We start from the raw sequence: 17,251 nt of genomic DNA, 5'->3' as shown, positions 1-17,251 counted from the left end.
TTAATCAATACTATTTTGTGTTAAATAGTGTTAAGGAGCAGGAAATCATCCGCCGGTAAAGTTTAGCTTTGCGGTATGACGAACCGCCGTATCCGCTCGATTTTCTGGCTCATGACTGCCTGCATTGTCGCGATCAATGCATTTCAGGGATATTGGCTTTTTACCACGTATCAGCTCAACCGGCAGCAGTTTGGGAACACCGTCCAGGATGCGTTGTTCCAGGTTATCGAAGGGCATCAGGTTGACAATGCGCGAATCCTGCTTGGCCGACATCGTCCTGGCCGTCCCGGCAAGGCTACTTCCAATGATTCTTCCGGACGTGTTCCTGACACACCTCCACGGATCGCCAGGAGAGCCCCGGGGGGAGCACCCAAAGAAGCGCGCGTACTGGTCAGGCGGTCGGATGCCGGCGCCGGGTCGCGTTTTTATTACCAATACAACAATGACCTCGTGACTGTTGCGCCGACCGACACCCTCGCACAGCGCATTTCGAGGTTTGTGGTACAGGAATGGAGGGAAGGCGGACGGGTGGATTTGCGCAAGATCTATTCCGTCTATCGTGCGGAATTGTTAAGGAGAAACATCGACGTAGCTTTCACAATCGATACCCTGTCTATTCACCCCAGGCCCGGAGGCGATAACCTGATCATTTATAACGGTAATGGCCTGAATGCAGAAAACGATGGCCGTTTCAGGACGCTACCGCTGCCGGTCAATCCGGTCCGGCATATTTTTGTGCAGGCTACATTCGAGATGCCCGTGCCCTATTTGCTGAGGCGAATGGGCTGGCTGCTGGGTTGTTCGCTGCTGCTTTTGCTGCTTACATCTGGTTGTTTTGTCTTCATGCTGCGAACGATACTGCGGCAGAAGAAGCTATCCGATATCAAGAACGATTTCATCAACAACATGACCCACGAGCTGAAAACGCCTATTTCGACGGTTACGGCGGCTGTGGAAGCATTGCTGCATTTCGGAGCGTTGAACGATCCCCGCAAAACCGAAGAATACCTCCATATTTCTCAGAACAACCTCCAGAGACTGTCGGACCTGGTCGAGAAAGTATTGAACCTGGCTGTGGAAGAGAAGCAGGAATTTGAATTCCAGACAGAGCCGGTGAGCCTGGCCGAAATGTTATGCGAACTGGCTGCCAACCACAGGATCAAGGCTGCAAAAACAGTGATATTTAACATGCATATCCCATTCGGAACGACGGTGCAGGTGGACCGGATGCATTTTGGAAATGTGATTAACAACCTGATCGACAATGCGATCAAGTATTCCTATGAGCGCGTAACGATATCGTTCAATTACGAACAGGAGCCGCATGGCTGGCAGCTTACGGTCACCGACAACGGGATCGGCATCCCCAAAGCTTACCAGGCCTCGGTTTTCGACCGGTTCTTCCGTGTCCCGACCGGCGACCTGCATCAGATAAAAGGTTTCGGCCTCGGGCTGGCCTATGTCCGGCAAGTGGTGGAGAAGCACGGAGGTAGTATCAGCCTGGCAAGTGAACTGGGAAAAGGAAGTGCTTTTGTTTTAAAATTCTGAGAAATGGCCAAGGTACTATTCATAGAGGACGAACCCGCGCTGGGCATGATTGTGAAAGATAGCCTGGTTTACAGAGGGTTCGACGTGCTTTATGCCGCGAATGGGATCGAAGGGCTCGAACAATTCCGGCAACACCAGCCCGATATCGTCGTGGCCGATATCATGATGCCTGACATGGACGGTTTTACGATGGCCGAGCATATCCGCCGCGACGACCCGATCACACCGATCATATTCCTGACGGCACGTTCCCAAACGGCCGATGTGGTACGTGGCTTTGAGTTAGGAGGAAACGATTATCTTAAAAAACCATTCAGTCTGGATGAACTCATAGCGCGCATCAATGCGCTTCTGCGCGTAGGCGCTTCCCGCGCAGTAGCCAATGGAACGTTGAAAATCGGCCGCTACATGTTCGACCCTGCCAAACAAAAACTCTCGGTTGACGACCGGGAGGTAACGTTATCTCATCGCGAAGCCGAGCTCCTCCGCCGGCTCTACCAGCAACGCAACGAAGTCCTCGGTCGCAGCGAAGTCCTCAATGAACTCTGGGGCGACGATTCCTTCTTCAATGGCAGGAGCCTCGATGTTTTCATCACCAAACTGCGGCGGTACCTACGGGAGGATCCTAAGATTCAGATTATTAATATCAGGGGAAGAGGGTATAAGCTGGTGCTTTGAGATAACTCAGCGCATTCACAACGACGGTTGCCAGCCAGGCAAGCAAAGCAGAGAGCAATAAAATCCATTTCATGACACTAAATTCCAGAACATGGCTGCCGTAAAACCCAGTTCAATAGACGAATACATTGCCGGTTTTCCGGAAAATGTGCAAAAGATATTGCAGGAAGTCCGCATGGTGATCAGGAACACCGCGCCGGAGGCCGTGGAGACGATTTCCTATGATATGCCGACTTTTAATTTAGACGGGAAATACCTTGTTTATTTCGCCGGATGGAAAAAGCATATTGCACTTTACCCGGTTACCGAAAAGATCTTTCAGCTGTTCTCAGGTGAACTTTCAGGTTACAAGGGGACAAAAGGCTCGGTACATTTCCCTTTAAACAAGCCTATACCGGTGGAGATGATCAGGAAGATCGTCGAACAGCTGATTGTGGAACGTCAAGCGGTGGGGAGCTAAGTTTAAGTGCCTTTTGTGAAGGCATATTTCTTCAAAAGATCGTCAATCCGGCTGTCAGGTACGAGGTCGGTGACCTCTACAAGCTCCACGCGTGGGTAGTCGGGATGGTTGGTATTGATCACAAAATTGAATGCAAGGGGCATTACCGCGGAGGGTACTTTGAGAGCGAGCGCTTTGCATGCAGTAAACCACCGGTCCCCCGGCGGCTGACATTGCGAATAGTCGTTGGGATCGCGCCAGCCGGCTTCGAGATCGCTTTCAGAGACCGACTCGATAATAGCGTCGTCGGGTATTTCAATGAACATGATTTTAAAGTCCGTATTGAACCCGATGCCCTGCCGTCTTACGAGGTTTTCAAGCAATGCGAGCGGGATCGTTTCGGAAGTGTAGATCACTTTGTTGCCCGCGCTGTTCCATCTCCCGCGTATTCCGGAAGCGAACAAAGTATTGGCATAGAGCTTGTGGACGATCCGGAATACCAACATCTTTTACGCCGGATAACCCTCTGCCATTTTATCGAGCTCTTCACTCAAAAAGTCCACACCGCCGCCGGTCGTCAGCCAGTCAGCAGGCTTTTCAGCAGAATTCCAGATAGGCTTTTGCAGCCAGTAATTGAATTCGTCGATGGTGCCGAATACCTCTTCGCCTTTTTCAAATAGCGCGATCAGTTTCAGAAGATGCTCACCATAAAGCGGCTCCAAAGTCTTTTGCGCCTCTTTATAGTTGCTGATCGTACGCGCGGAGACGTTCATGATCGCCGCCAACCTCCTCTCAGGCATCTTGATGGCCTCCGCGAAATCGTAGAAAACTTTGGTGTGCAGGCCTTTCCGGGCAGAAAGCACAATAGCAAAATTGCTGTCCATGTCAATGTGATTGAATTTGGATTTCAAATTTGAACCGGGTTGAGCAACGGTTTTCATAACGAAGGAGATTGAGTACTCAAATATATGAATTTTTTCAAAAATAAAGACGAATTTTTTCTTCAACAGCGAGCCGGACCCCAATAAGTATAAACATAGTGTAGCCTTCCTTTACTCCTCAACTTTTGAAACCGAAATTCCTAAACAAATGAGTATGATAAGGTTGACACACATGCTCGTCCCACTGGCATTGGCCATGGTGACCGTCCCCGCGCAGGATACCTTTGCGCAGAAAACGAATACCGCACAGACCGCCGAAAAATTCGATCGGGATTACGCGCTGGAAGCGACTATGCTGGGTTTCTTTGCCAAAGACGGTTCCCGAAACCCCACGTTGAAGGCCAATAAAGGCGATCGGGTGCGGATTACGATCACGAATGGCGAACTGATGACGCACGATATCGCGCTGGAAAAGCTCGGAATCAAAAGCAAAGTGATCATCGAAAAAGGTACCAGCACGAGCGTTACTTTCAAGGCCGAGCAGAGCGACACTTATTTCTGCTCCGTACCAGGGCATCGCGCTGCGGGGATGGTGGGTAGTTTTGAGGTTGTAGAAGGGGTTATTTCAAATGAAACCGTGGCTGGTCAGTTGCCGGTGAAGGACGGCCAGCAGCTAAACCTGGGTTTTGAAACGGGTGACCTCAAAAACTGGACAGCAACGGGCGACGCATTCGCGAATGCGCTTTTCAGTTCAGATCCTTCTCCGGTTCATGAAAAAGAAATGAATATCGGATACGAAGGAAAATATTTCCTGAGCAGTGGCGGCACGCTCAATTACAAACAAACAGGTACGCTGACATCCGTGCCTTTCCAGGTAGCACAGCCTTTCGCCGCATTTCGCGTGTCGGGAGGTGCATTGCAGGATACCCGTGTCGAGATCGTGACGGCGGGTGATAACAAGGTTATCTATCATATTACCGGCCAGGGCAGGGCTACATTGCAGCCAGCGGTAGTGGACCTTCAACCTTACCTAAACAAGGAGATTTTTATACGGATCGTCGATAATGAGACCGGCATTTCGCAAATTCCCTACATAGCCAACGACAAATGGGCCCATATCAACTTTGATGATTTCCGTTTTTACGCAACCCGGCCCGATTTTCCCAATGAGCTGAAACAGAAAGATATCATTATCCTTCCCCCTCTGGACCCTGTTTTAAATGCAGGTTTATCGGGTACAGAAGCGGCGAAGGCAATGACCCCGCCGACGGGCTTCAAAATCACGCTTGCCGCCGCAGAACCTGACATTATCAGGCCGATCAGCTTCACTTTGGATTCACGCGGCAGGCTTTGGGTCGTAGAAGGCCATACTTACCCGGTGCGCGCCCCGGAAGGCCAGGGAAGGGACAAGATCCTGATTTTTGAAGACACGAATGGCGACGGAACGCTGGACAAACGCAAGGTATTTGCTGAAAACCTGAACCTGATCAGCGGTATCGAAGTGGGAATGGGAGGTGTATGGCTGGGTTCGGCGCCCAACCTGCTGTTTATCCCTGCCGATTTCAAAAACGACAAACCCACCGGGCCGCCGCAGATTCTGCTCGACGGATGGGGATTGGAAGACACGCATGAAGTACTCAATAACCTTCGTTGGGGCCCGGATGGCTGGCTTTATGGCACACACGGTGTATTTACCCATTCGAATGTAGGCAAGCCCGGTGCCCCGGATTCGGAGCGGACCAAAATCAATGCGGGCGTATGGCGGTACCACCCGACTTCGCACAAATTTGAGGTATTTGCCGAAGGATCGAGCAACCCGTGGGGCATCGATTTTAATGATTACGGACACCCGTTTATTACTGTGTGCGTGATCCCCCACATGTACCATATCATTCAGGGCGCGCGCTATCAGCGGCAGGCAGGTAAGCATTTCAACCCCTATACTTACGACGACATCAAAACCATTGCCGACCACGTGCATTGGGTAGGCGAGCGGGGGCCGCACGCGGGTAACTTCCGCTCGGCTTCGGCAGGCGGCGGACATGCGCATGCGGGAGCGATGATTTACCTCGGCAACAGCTGGCCAAAGGAATACCGCAACGATATTTTTATGAACAATATCAACGGCGCACGCCTCAATGTAGACCATTTGACCCGCTCGGGATCCGGTTACGAAGCCACCCATAAAAACGACTTCATGGCAATGAACGATTCGTGGTCGCAGTGGCTGAACTTTAAATACGACGCAAGCGGATCAGTTTGGGCGATCGACTGGTACGACAAAAACCAGTGCCACAGCCCCAATCCCGATGTGCACAACAAAACCATGGGCCGGATATTTAAAATAACCCACGACAACGACAAATGGGTGCAGGTAGACTTGTCCAAAGCCTCGGATATGGAGCTGGTCAATTACCAGTTGAATCCCAACGAGTGGTACGTACGTCAGGCGCGTACAATTTTACAGGAACGTGGCCCTAATAAGAAAGTACACAAGGCATTGAAAGAAATTCTGGCGAAAAACCCCGACGAAACCCGCAAGCTCCGTGCATTATGGACACTTCACGTTACCAGGGGACTCTCGGAGATAGAACTTGCGGATTTGCTTTCAAGTGACAGTGAATACATTCGGAGCTGGTCGGTACAGCTGCTGACCGAGAACAAATCAGTTTCGCCCGAAACTTTGAAAAAGTTTGTTGACCTGGCGCAAAAGGATAACTCGAAGCTGGTGCGGCTCTATCTCACTTCCGGAATGCTTCGTCTCGATCCTGCCCAGCGTTGGGATGTGCTCGATGCACTCGTGCAAAAGGCCGAAGACAAAGACGACCACAACCTGCCGCTTTTGGAGTGGTATGCCGCCGAACCATTGGCACCGCTCGATGCGAAACGTGCTTTGCAACTTGCCGGGAAGTCCCAGTTCCCCAAAATGCTGCCTTACATGATCCAGCGCGTTGAAGCGATCGGGACAGAGGAATCGAAAAAGGTGTTGAAAGACTATAACAAGGTAGGTAAAGTTGAAGGTCAGCACGAAAACCACGGCACCGGAACGGCCATGAGCCATTAACAAAAAGGGCTTCATATTGAAGCCCTTTTTGTTAATAACGTTGAGTAAAATAAATGAAATATTTCTACAAAAAAGCGAATTAGTTTACTTGAAAATATGACGGAAGTCATGTTTTGTAAGGCTTTGTAAAAACATGATGTTTTACTCCTAAATAGCAGATAGTCATGACAAATTCAGGTATTTATGCTTGCTTGATACTTCTGTTTACAGCAGGTGTGCCTGCCGCCGCACAACCCGAGGGGAGTTTTAAGCGGACAAAACTGACGGGCGACTTTATTTCTGAAGGAGCCGCCGTTGCAGATCTGAACAAAGACGGGAAAGTTGATATCATTGCCGGCTATTATTGGTTTGAGGCCCCATCCTGGGCCAGGCACGAACTTGCTCCATCACGCGTGTTCGATCCAAGGAAAGAATATAGCAACTCATTCCTGAACCTGGGAATGGATGTGGATTTAGATGGCTGGGATGACGTTGTTATCATCGATTTTCCCGGCAAGGCTGCTTTCTGGTTCGAGAATCCGCACAACAAACCAGGCGTTTGGTCCAAGCATTACATCGCCGATTCGGTGGGCGTTTCCAATGAATCGCCCGGTTTTATAGATATCGACGGTGACGGACGGTTGGATATTCTTTGCGGCGACCCGGCTAAAAAGCAGATCATCTGGCTAAAAGCACCCGTCAAAAAGGGCGAAACACGTTGGCAGCGCTTCGCATTAAGCAAAGAGAATGTGCCGGGTACTGAGAACTTCTCCCACGGCATCGGTTACGGCGATATCGACAAGGACGGCATTGCCGACGTCGTGGTGAGGGAGGGTTGGTTCAAAGGCCGGAAAGACAACAAATCGGGCAACTGGGATTTTTACCCCGCCAACCTGGGCGAGCCCTGTTCGCATATGCAGGTGCTGGATATCAATGCGGATGGTAAAAATGACGTTTTAAGCGCGTCCGCGCACGCATTAGGGATCTGGTGGCACGAGCAACTCCAAACGGCCGAAGGTAAGATTGACTTCAAAACACACCTCATTAGCAACACCACTGCGCAAACGCATTCGTCGGCCATGGCAGACCTGAACGGCGACGGCAAAAAGGAATATATCACGGGCAAGCGTTTTCTCGCACACCACGGCCGCGACCCGGGCGACAGCGATCCAGCCATGCTGTTATATTTTGAAATCATATCAAAGAAAGAGCCCTATTTCAAGGAACACCTGATCGACAACGACTCGGGCGCGGGACTCAACATTACCGTACACGATATGAATGGCGACCATAAACCGGATATCGTCATAGCGAACAAGAACGGCGTTTTTTTATTTGAAAATCAGATAAAGAAGTAGCTTTTCAGTTTCAAAGGTCGGAGATTGCTTTTTCAACACTGTTTTTTATGGAAAGAGGGAAAATCAATTTATTCGAAAGAATGGCTACCCGCATCACTGCCTGGACAGGTAGTTCAATGGCCTTCGGCGTAGCATTGGGTATCATACTGGTTTGGAGTGTAACCGGGCCGGTCTTTAAATATTCCGATACCTGGCAGCTGGTGATCAACACCGGCACTACGATCGTTACCTTCCTGATGGTTTTTCTCATCCAGAAATCACAGAACAAAGATTCGAAGGCCATTCAATTGAAGCTCAACGAGCTGATTGCCGCCAGCCGATTCGCGAGTAACAGGATGGTCGATATCGAAGACCTTAGCGAAGCGGAACTCGATGTGCTGCGTAAATTCTATCGTAAACTGGCCGAAATGTCTGAGGAGGATAGCGATATCCACAAGTCACATTCCATTGATGCAGCCCAGAGGTTGCACAGGCACAAAACCAGCGGAATTTCCGGACTGACACAAGGCGATACCGGCTCTCAGGAATAGCTATTTGTCTTTTTTCTGATCCTTTTTTTTATCCTTCCTGTCCTTATCATCATCCTTGGAGAAGATCTTTTGAAAAAAGGTCTTCTTCTCTTTCTTATCCTCCTTCACCGACGCGATGCTAATCTCATTGTCGATGGAGGGCTGGATAGCGTGGATGAACGCATTTTGAAGAATGTTGGTAATTGCCGCCCAAATATTCGTCCTGGGATCGTCGAGCCGGCCCTGGAATGGTACTTTGGTGGCAACCTGGTCGTTATTTTTATTTTCAAACAGCTTACCTGCCCCGCCGGCAACCGCTTCCCATAGTTTTTGGAGCAAATTATCTTTCCGGTCTTCCTTTCCCAAAACATCCAGGTTTTTGATCACCGGCTTCACGTAGCCTTTAAATTCCATATCCTTTGCCGCCACTTCCGTATACAGCCCGAAGCGGCCGTCGTTGACATCCACTTTGGCATAGGCCTGAAAGAAATCATTCAGTTTGACGAGGTTCGTATTGTTTAGTTCGGCGCTCATATCGAAGGTCGGAGCGTCGGCGAGCGGATTGAGCTTTGCGTCGAACCGCAGCTTGCCCTCGTACACGTCTGCGGTAGCGTGAATGCTCGCGGGAAGGACGGCCGTCGAATCGTAACTATTCCGCAAGTTCTGGGCGAGCAAATGCAGGTTGGTCATGGCGATATCCACTTTGGGCGTCGATCCGAAGTCCTTGTACTGGATTTTGCCGTCACGCAACTCGCACCGGTTGATATTCAGCGGCATAAACTTGTCGAGTACCTTCCGGAAATCAGCCGAGTCTCTCACGACCTCCTTCGGTTCGACGATATCTTTGGTAAACAACAAAAAAGGCCCCTGGAACACCAGCTCACCGGCAATGGATCCTTTGAGCAACGCCTTCCATTCTATCGACAGATCGATTACTTTTGAAGCAAAAAAGGGCGTTTGCTTGCTGGTAACAGTATCTTTTTTATTAATGTAAATACTGTCGATTTTGTAGGCGCCGCGGATAATAGCGAGATCAATGTCGTTGATATGCCCGTAATAACCGTTCATATTAGCCAGGCTCCGGTTTGCAAAATGAAGGATAACATAGGGCAGTATCAGCCGGATCACCACAATGGCGACAAGTATCCCGATCAGGATTTTGACGGTGCGCCTTTTTTTTGAATGGGTGCGTGTGTCGGTCATTTAGGGTATATTTTGCGATGAACCAGTTTGATTTTTCATGCGGCTCATTTAAACAATCGTACCAAAGCAACTGCGCGCTTTTGCAGGTTTCGTATTTTTTAGAAAAAAAACCAGACTTCTGTCCAGTCCCGCGTAGGCTGTTCGTCAACAGGCTTTAAAACTTAAAACTTATATCAAAATGAATGACTTCTTGTTTGTTTTCAGAAATGATCCCGCGGTAATGCCGGGCATGTCGCCAGAAGCATTGCAAAACAGTATGCAGAAATGGATGGATTGGATCGGCGGAATCGCTGCACAGGGTAAGCTGGTCGATCGCGGCAACCGGCTTGCCAACGAAGGTAACGTGGTAAGGCCCTCACAGGTCGTTACAGATGGCCCATACATCGAGACCAAAGAATCGGTAGGCGGTTTTATTATGGTCAGGGCCGGGTCGCTGGATGAAGCAACCGAAATGGCAAAAGGCTGTCCGATCCTGTTTGCAGGCGGTAATGTCGAAGTCAGACCCATTATCCGGATGTAGTTTTTTGCCCAAACGCCGATAAGCCTTTGTAACCAGCAAAGGCTTATTTACTTTAATGCCATGGAAAACCAGGAATTGATACCGCATTTGTTCAGGACCGAATACCGGAAGATTACCGCCGTCCTAAGCAAAACTTTTGGCCTCGAACACATTGAAATCGCCCAGGACATCGCCAGCGATACTTTTTTGCAGGCATCCGAAATGTGGGGGATCAAGGGTGTTCCCGACAACCCGGTGGCCTGGCTTTATACCGTCGCACGCAACAAAACGCTGGATTACCTGCGGCGCGACAAGCTGTTTAAGGAAAAAGTGACAGGTCAGGTGGTGAGGAGCAGTCCGCCGGGGGAAGAAATCGACATCGACTTATCAGCCCGGAATATCACCGACAGCCAGTTGCAGATGATGTTTGCCATTTGTCATCCGTCCCTTCCGGTCGAGTCGCAGATCGGCCTGGCGCTCAATGTACTGTGCGGGTTCGGGATCAGCGAGATTGCCAGTGCATTCCTGACCAGCAAGGAGACGATCAACAAACGGCTTTACCGCGCCCGGGAAAAGCTGCGGACCGAGGAGGTGAAAATGGAGTTCCCTGCCGAAAGCGACATTGAATCCCGGTTGGAGGCGGTTTTGAAGACCTTATACCTGCTTTTTAACGAAGGTTTCTATTCGGCTGGAAAGGATATTACGCTGCGCAAAGACGTTTGTATCGAAGCAATGTGGCTTACGAAAATGCTGACAGAAAACGCTGGTACCGACAGCCCGCCCGTAAACGCATTGCTTGCATTGATGTGTTTTCACGCGTCGCGTTTCGAGGCGCGCACCAATCCGCAAGGCGAAACCGTACTGTACCAGGACCAGGACGAGAGCCTTTGGGACGCCACGCTGATCTGTCGCGGCGAAAATTATCTCAACCGCGCCTCCGTCGGCCAGCAGCTCTCCCGCTATCACCTCGAAGCCGCAATCGGGTACTGGCACACCATCAAAGCCGATACGCCCGAAAAATGGGAGCATATTCTTCAATATTACAACCAGCTGCTCATCCTCGAATATTCACCCATCGCGGCTCTGAACCGTACCTACGCCCTTGCCAAAGCCCGCTCCAAACGCGAAGCCATCTGCGAAGCCGAGAAGCTTAACCTGGCCGGTAACCATCTGTACCACTCGCTGCTCGGGGAGTTGTATTTGGGTATTGATGATAGGAAGGCGCTGGAATGTTTTAATGCATCGCTATCCTTAGCAAAATCGAGAGCCGACAGACTTTTGTTGGCGGAAAAGATTCGGAGGATTGGTGAAACTTGTTAACGCGCAGTTTTTACCGTTTGATTTCTATTTACAGGAGTTGGATGGTTTAGAACTGCTCTTGGGAAAGCTGGTATTTCTAATCCATCAAAATTCGGTATATTTGAATGTCAAGGATTGAATGTTATGATAGATTCACGGCCAACAGATACGGAGGTTCCTCAAAAGGCAGATACGACGAAAGTTCAGTTTCGGCGCATTATTGGTCACGCTCTAAATACCAAAGAGTTGATCAACGCCTATTTCAGAGGTGAAATCACAATCCAGGAGTTGAATGCACGTGGGATCAAATTTATTAAGACCATATAGCTATTTTCACAATCCCGCTTCGGGAACTTACCACTTTGACACTGACCATGATGTAGACTTTACCGTCTATTTTGTACTCGACGCCTCGTGGTTTCCTCTGTTCCCGGAACTTTCCGATGAAATCTACACATTTGGATTTTGGTCAAGCTGTACCGGACGACGCGACCCGCGCGTGATGGATACTTTAGCAAAAATCATCAAAGATCATTTTGAATTGTACCGCGATAGCATTCTCACATTTGTATGCGATGACGATGACAAAAAGCAGATGAGTCGGCGCCGCAAGTTTAACGGCTGGTATCTGCTGCAACGAGACAGCGGTGTGATCAAGCTTGATGAGGATGTGATGTTCGAGGGGAAAGCCAAGCACACATCTATTTTAATGCATATCGATAACTGCTGCTTTTCCGTGGTGAGTGAAGCGTATCTGAGCGCTGATCCGGATGTTACCAGCAAGATTTTAGATTAGATCAACCTTTTTCAAAAATTCCTAGCGGCATTAAGCTTTTATTAATGCCCCTGTTAATCCTGCCTGCCTAATTTGCTCATCGTTATGCCAAATCAGCCGCCCTGCTGCTCCCGGGACGGGAGCTGAATTGGTGCAGCGGCATCACCGATTAACCAAACTTTAACAACCCAAAGCATTAAAAATCCTCGTTTCTGTCCTCTTAACGCAATGGACACGAACAAATTTTTCATGAAACGCCTATTCCTAAGCCTGACCCTTTTTGTTTTCACCAATCAAACTTTTGCACAAACGCCGGGCGTCGCCTCGCCGGGCGTCGCCTCGCCGGGTACCTTGAAACTCTGGTATAAAAAACCAGCCGGCAAGACCTGGACCGACGCGTTGCCTGTCGGGAATGGCCGGCTGGGTGCAATGGTATACGGTAACCCTGAAAACGAGGTCGTCAAACTCAACGAATCGACGGTATGGGCAGGTGGCCCCAACCGCAACGACAACCCCAACGCCCTCGCTGCATTGCCAGAGGTACGAAAACTGATTTTCGAAGGGAAACACAATGAGGCCGCCAATCTCGCCGCAGAGAAAATCGAGTCGAAAACCACGAACGGGATGATGTACCAGCCCGTCGGTAATTTGAATATCGATTTCCCCGGCCACGACAAGTTCGCGGATTACTATCGTGAACTGGATATCGAGAAGGCCGTTACCACCACTTCCTACACCGTCGACGGTGTAAAGTACACCCGGCAAGTCATTGCCTCGGTGCCCGACCAGATCATCGCGATCCGTCTCACGGCGGATAAGCCTGGGAAACTGACATTTACCTCGTTTCTGAACAGTCCGCAGAAGGGAGAAAGGAAGATGGAGAAAGGAGGAAGGATGATTTTTGCGGGGGTTAGCGGAGATAAGGAAGGCGTCAAAGGGCAGGTCGTGTTTCGTGCGCACGTGCATGTAGCGCACGAGGGCGGGCAATTGAGCGCAGGAGATACTTCGCTGACGGTCAGCAAGGCCAATGCAGCTACGATTTACATTTCCATTGCGACCAATTTTGTCGATTATAAAACGCTCACGGCTGATCCGCAGATCAAAGCGGACCAGTATCTGAACAAAGCGGCGGCGAAGCCTTTTGCCACAATCCTCAAAAGCCATATTGCCGCCTATCAGCACTATTTCAACCGCGTAAAGCTCGATTTGGGGAGATCCGAGGCGATGCAGCTGCCAACGGACGAGCGCGTTGAAAAGTTTTCAGCCGGGCACGATCCGCAGCTGGTGGCGTTATACTTCCAGTTCGGCCGGTATTTGCTGATCTCTTCATCGCAGCCGGGCGGAAACGGAATGCCTGTTGGGCAACCGGCCAATTTGCAGGGTATCTGGAACCAGCAAATGAACCCGCCGTGGGGCAGCAAGTATACCATCAATATCAACACCGAAATGAATTACTGGCCCGCCGAGGTCACCAACCTGACGGAGCTGCACGAGCCATTGGTAAAAATGGTGAAGGAGTTGTCTGTTACCGGGCAGGAGACGGCACGTGTCATGTACGGAGCGAAGGGCTGGCTGGCACACCATAATACCGATTTGTGGCGCATTACGGGCCCGGTAGACCCGATTTTCTACGCCATGTGGCCGATGGGCGGAGCGTGGTTAAGCACGCATTTGTGGGAAAAATATTGCTATTCGGGTGATAAGGAATACCTCAAATCGGTGTATCCGGCTTTGAAGGGATCAGCGCAATTCTTTGTCGATTTCCTGGTGCCCGAGCCCACACATCAGTGGTTGGTGGTGGTGCCTGGTATGTCGCCGGAGAATGCTCCGGCTAGCCGCCCGAAAACGACGATCGGGGCGGGGAATACCATGGATAACCAGATCGTGTATGATATTTTCACAGCCACTATCCGCGCCGCGGAAGCATTGGGAACGGATGCCGATTTTGTAAATACATTGAAAGCCAAACGTTCCCAGTTGCCGCCGATGCAGGTAGGGAAGTTCGGGCAGTTGCAGGAGTGGCTCGAAGACCTCGACAGCCCCGAGGATAAGCACCGCCATATTTCGCATTTATATGGATTGTATCCCTCGCACCAGCTTTCGGCATACCGTACGCCGGAGCTTTTCAGTGCCGCCAGGACCTCCCTGGAACACCGCGGCGATGTTTCTACCGGTTGGTCGATGGGCTGGAAGGTGAACTGGTGGGCCCGCCTCCTCGACGGCAACCGTGCCTATAAGCTCATTACCGATCAGCTGTCACCTGTAAATGCCCCCGGGAAAAAAGGCGGTGGCGGAACCTATACCAACCTTTTCGATGCCCACCCGCCGTTCCAGATCGACGGTAACTTCGGTTGCACGGCCGGTATTGCCGAAATGCTCCTGCAAAGCCATGATGGTGCCATTCATTTGCTCCCCGCGATTCCCGATAGCTGGAAAAACGGGTCGATCAGCGGCTTGCGTGCACGCGGCGGTTTTGAAATCGTGTCATTGGAATGGAAGGAAGGAAAAGTTTCAAAACTGGTGATCAAGTCAAACCTCGGCGGAAATTGCCGGTTAAGGCTCCCGAATGTGCTGAAAGGCAATGCCCTGGCGCTCGCCACTGACGGGAGCACAAACAGCAATCCATTTTATCAAATGCTTGATATTCCAAAGCCAATAGTCTCTCCGGATGCGAAAATGGCTCCTACAAAGCTACCAGAAACGGCTTTGTATGATTTCAAGACTGAAAAAGGGAAAACTTACACATTTACCCGCTAATCCTAACCCCTATTAAACCTCTCATCATGAACAAGAAGATATGGATCGCCGGATTGCTCGCCGCTACACTGGTTACCTGCCAGGTATCGAAGCAAAACGGTTCCAAAAACGAAATGCTGCGCACAACCGACGCATCGGTTGGCGCGATTCCGGCATTTACCGACAACCCTTCACCCGCGCACCTCACACCCGAGCAGAGTATCAAAACATTCAAATTGCCCAAAGGCTACCATCTCGAACTGGTGGCAAGCGAGCCGATGATCCACGAACCGGTGGCGATTGCGTGGGATGGCAATGCGCGCATGTACGTGGCCGAGCTCAATACGTATATGCAGGACGTGGAGGGCACCGACGAGCACGCCCCCACAAGCCGGGTAATGCTGCTCGAAGACACCGATAATGACGGCAAAATGGACAAGAGTTCGGTGTTTATCGATAAAATGCTTCTGCCTAGAATGTTGCTGTGTGTAGGCAATGAATTGCTGGTCAACGAGACGGATACCTACAATGTTTATAGTTATAAAGACACCAACAGAGATGGCATTGCCGACGAGAGGCGCCCGGTTTACACTCCCGACAAGAAAGCACCTGGAAACCTGGAACACCAGCGCAGCGGTCTCGACTGGAACGTAGATAACTGGATTTACATGGCCGTCGATGCGGTGCGTTTCCGGTATGCCAACGGGATTTTAAAACCCGACTCCATTCCCAGCGGTTCCAGCGGGCAATGGGGGCTTACCCACGACAATTATGGCCGTTTGTATTTCTCGTCGGCAGGAGGCGAAACACCTGCCTTAGGCTTTCAGATCAACCCAATCTATGGCCGGATGGAGTTTAATGACCAGTACAAAGAAGAATTCAATGAAGTTTGGCCGATCATCAAAACCCCTGACGTAGAAGGCGGCTTGAAGCGCCTGAGGCCCGATACGACGCTGAACCATTTTACAGCCAGTTGCGGGCAGGTGGTATTCCGCGGTGACCGGCTTCCCGCCGATTTGCAAGGCGACTTGCTGATCAGCGAGCCGGTAGGACGGCTTATCCGGCGTGCGAAAGTGACCAACAGAAATGGTAAAATCACGTTGGAAAATGCCTATCAGAACGAAGAATTCATTGCTTCTACCGACATGAACTTCCGCGCGGTGAATATGTACACCGGACCGGATGGCTGCCTGTACATCGTCGATATGAACCGGGGGATCATTCAGGAAGGCAACTGGACCGGACCGAAAAGCTACCTGCGCCCGCAGATCAAGCGGCTGGGCCTTGATAAAAACATCCAGCATGGACGCATTTACCGACTTGTATACGATGGAATGGCACCTGGCCCCAAGCCCAAAATGCTGGACGAAAATTCCAAAAAACTGGTGAGCTATCTGGGGCATGCCAACGGTTGGTGGCGTGACAATGCGCAGAAGGAACTGATCGTGCGCAATGACCAATCGGTGGTACCACTGCTCAAAGCCATTGCGGCGGGTGAAGGTAACGAGGCGATCCCGTCACCTTCGGCGCTCGCGCGATTGCACGCATTATGGACGCTCGAAGGGTTGAATGCATTGGATCAAACGAGCATTAGCCGTGCGTTGAAAGATAGCGACTTCGAGATCAGAAAAGCCGCTGTTCGTATGATGGAGCCCTATTTGAAAAAGAACGACGCGATGATCGAAACGCTGGCGGCATTAAAGTCCGATCCTGTGGCCGATGTGCGCATGCAGCTGATATTCTCACTGGCATACAGCGAGTCACCCAAAGCGAAGGCATTAGCTGGTGATATTGTAAGGAATGCAAACGGCGCGGAGGTGCTGGCGCGGGCGCAACGGAGCGTCGAAAAGAATGAAGATGCCAAGAAATTCGGGATGAAGCTGGGACGGCTGGATGCCCCCGACAGGGCGCTTGTGGTGAACGGCTCGGTGATCTATAAATCGCTTTGCGCGACTTGCCACGGGGCCGACGGAAAGGGGCTGATGAGCAAAACCGCCCCGCCGCTGACCGGTTCGCGAAGGCTGAACAGAAACAATACCAATGCCTCGGTGCGTATCCTGCTTCACGGCTTGTCGGGGCCGATCGAAGGCAATAGTTATCCAACGGAAATGCCTTCCATGAAGGATAACGACGACGAATGGATCGCTTCGGTGCTCAGCTATGTGCGCCATGAGTTCACCAATTCACCGCCCGTGCGTCCTGCGGACGTGAAAACGATCCGTGAACAAACGGTATCGCGCGACAAGGCATATACGCTGAACGAGCTGTCGATTCAGTAACTGA

The 17,251-nt window shown here is 50.7% G+C and carries 14 protein-coding genes; 11 read left to right on the top strand and 3 right to left on the bottom strand.

What is annotated here, in order from left to right; all coding sequences use genetic code 11:
• Positions 1-75: 75 nt before the first annotated feature.
• The 3 genes from IEY24_RS14160 to IEY24_RS14150 all read left to right on the top strand — a co-directional run bounded on the left by IEY24_RS14160 (position 76) and on the right by IEY24_RS14150 (position 2,686).
• Positions 76-1,548: a sensor histidine kinase gene (locus IEY24_RS14160; RefSeq protein WP_188933106.1), complete on the top strand. Its 1,473-nt coding sequence runs from the start codon at positions 76-78 to the stop codon at positions 1,546-1,548.
• Between the two features lie 3 nt (positions 1,549-1,551).
• Complete coding sequence (locus IEY24_RS14155; RefSeq protein ID WP_188933104.1) at positions 1,552-2,226, top strand: response regulator transcription factor; 675 nt, start codon at positions 1,552-1,554, stop codon at positions 2,224-2,226.
• A 91-nt stretch (positions 2,227-2,317) separates the two neighbouring features.
• The gene (locus tag IEY24_RS14150) at positions 2,318-2,686 is read left to right on the top strand and encodes an iron chaperone (RefSeq protein ID WP_188933102.1); all 369 of its coding nucleotides are present in this window, start codon (positions 2,318-2,320) and stop codon (positions 2,684-2,686) included.
• A gap of 2 nt (positions 2,687-2,688) precedes the next feature.
• On the opposite strand, the gene IEY24_RS14145 is transcribed toward IEY24_RS14150, so the two are convergent.
• Positions 2,689-3,171: an RES family NAD+ phosphorylase gene (locus IEY24_RS14145; protein ID WP_188933100.1), complete on the bottom strand. Its 483-nt coding sequence runs from the start codon at positions 3,169-3,171 to the stop codon at positions 2,689-2,691.
• A 3-nt stretch (positions 3,172-3,174) separates the two neighbouring features.
• On the bottom strand, positions 3,175-3,549 hold the full coding sequence (locus IEY24_RS14140; RefSeq protein WP_229222279.1) for an Xre family toxin-antitoxin system antitoxin: 375 nt from the start codon (positions 3,547-3,549) through the stop codon (positions 3,175-3,177).
• Positions 3,550-3,754: 205 nt separating this feature from the next.
• Between IEY24_RS14140 and IEY24_RS14135 the strand changes: the two genes are divergently transcribed.
• From IEY24_RS14135 to IEY24_RS14125, 3 genes are all read left to right on the top strand, one after another.
• Positions 3,755-6,610, top strand: a complete 2,856-nt coding sequence (locus tag IEY24_RS14135; protein ID WP_188933096.1) for a PVC-type heme-binding CxxCH protein — start codon at positions 3,755-3,757, stop codon at positions 6,608-6,610.
• A 164-nt stretch (positions 6,611-6,774) separates the two neighbouring features.
• Positions 6,775-7,947 carry an FG-GAP repeat domain-containing protein gene (locus IEY24_RS14130; protein WP_188933094.1) on the top strand — a complete coding sequence of 391 codons (1,173 nt, stop codon included), beginning with the start codon at positions 6,775-6,777 and terminating at the stop codon, positions 7,945-7,947.
• Positions 7,948-7,994: 47 nt separating this feature from the next.
• Complete coding sequence (locus IEY24_RS14125; protein WP_188933092.1) at positions 7,995-8,477, top strand: low affinity iron permease family protein; 483 nt, start codon at positions 7,995-7,997, stop codon at positions 8,475-8,477.
• On the opposite strand, the gene IEY24_RS14120 is transcribed toward IEY24_RS14125, so the two are convergent.
• Complete coding sequence (locus IEY24_RS14120) at positions 8,478-9,659, bottom strand: DUF748 domain-containing protein (protein ID WP_188933090.1); 1,182 nt, start codon at positions 9,657-9,659, stop codon at positions 8,478-8,480. It abuts the gene before it with no gap.
• Between the two features lie 178 nt (positions 9,660-9,837).
• Between IEY24_RS14120 and IEY24_RS14115 the strand changes: the two genes are divergently transcribed.
• The 5 genes from IEY24_RS14115 to IEY24_RS14095 all read left to right on the top strand — a co-directional run bounded on the left by IEY24_RS14115 (position 9,838) and on the right by IEY24_RS14095 (position 17,247).
• Positions 9,838-10,179 (top strand): YciI family protein, encoded by a 342-nt coding sequence (locus tag IEY24_RS14115; RefSeq protein ID WP_188933088.1) that lies wholly within the window; start codon positions 9,838-9,840, stop codon positions 10,177-10,179.
• 60 nt (positions 10,180-10,239) lie between these two features.
• Positions 10,240-11,478: an RNA polymerase sigma factor gene (locus tag IEY24_RS14110; RefSeq protein ID WP_188933086.1), complete on the top strand. Its 1,239-nt coding sequence runs from the start codon at positions 10,240-10,242 to the stop codon at positions 11,476-11,478.
• Positions 11,479-11,749: 271 nt separating this feature from the next.
• Positions 11,750-12,253 carry a DUF6169 family protein gene (locus IEY24_RS14105; protein ID WP_188933085.1) on the top strand — a complete coding sequence of 168 codons (504 nt, stop codon included), beginning with the start codon at positions 11,750-11,752 and terminating at the stop codon, positions 12,251-12,253.
• A 228-nt stretch (positions 12,254-12,481) separates the two neighbouring features.
• The gene (locus IEY24_RS14100; protein WP_188933083.1) at positions 12,482-14,989 is read left to right on the top strand and encodes a glycoside hydrolase family 95 protein; all 2,508 of its coding nucleotides are present in this window, start codon (positions 12,482-12,484) and stop codon (positions 14,987-14,989) included.
• A 26-nt stretch (positions 14,990-15,015) separates the two neighbouring features.
• The gene (locus IEY24_RS14095) at positions 15,016-17,247 is read left to right on the top strand and encodes a DUF7133 domain-containing protein (RefSeq protein WP_188933081.1); all 2,232 of its coding nucleotides are present in this window, start codon (positions 15,016-15,018) and stop codon (positions 17,245-17,247) included.
• Positions 17,248-17,251: the final 4 nt, after the last annotated feature.

Source organism: Dyadobacter endophyticus, assembly GCF_014641595.1.
Lineage (GTDB): Bacteria > Bacteroidota > Bacteroidia > Cytophagales > Spirosomataceae > Dyadobacter > Dyadobacter endophyticus.
Note: the sequence above shows the minus strand (reverse complement) of the source record. Positions and strands in the feature narration are given on the sequence as shown.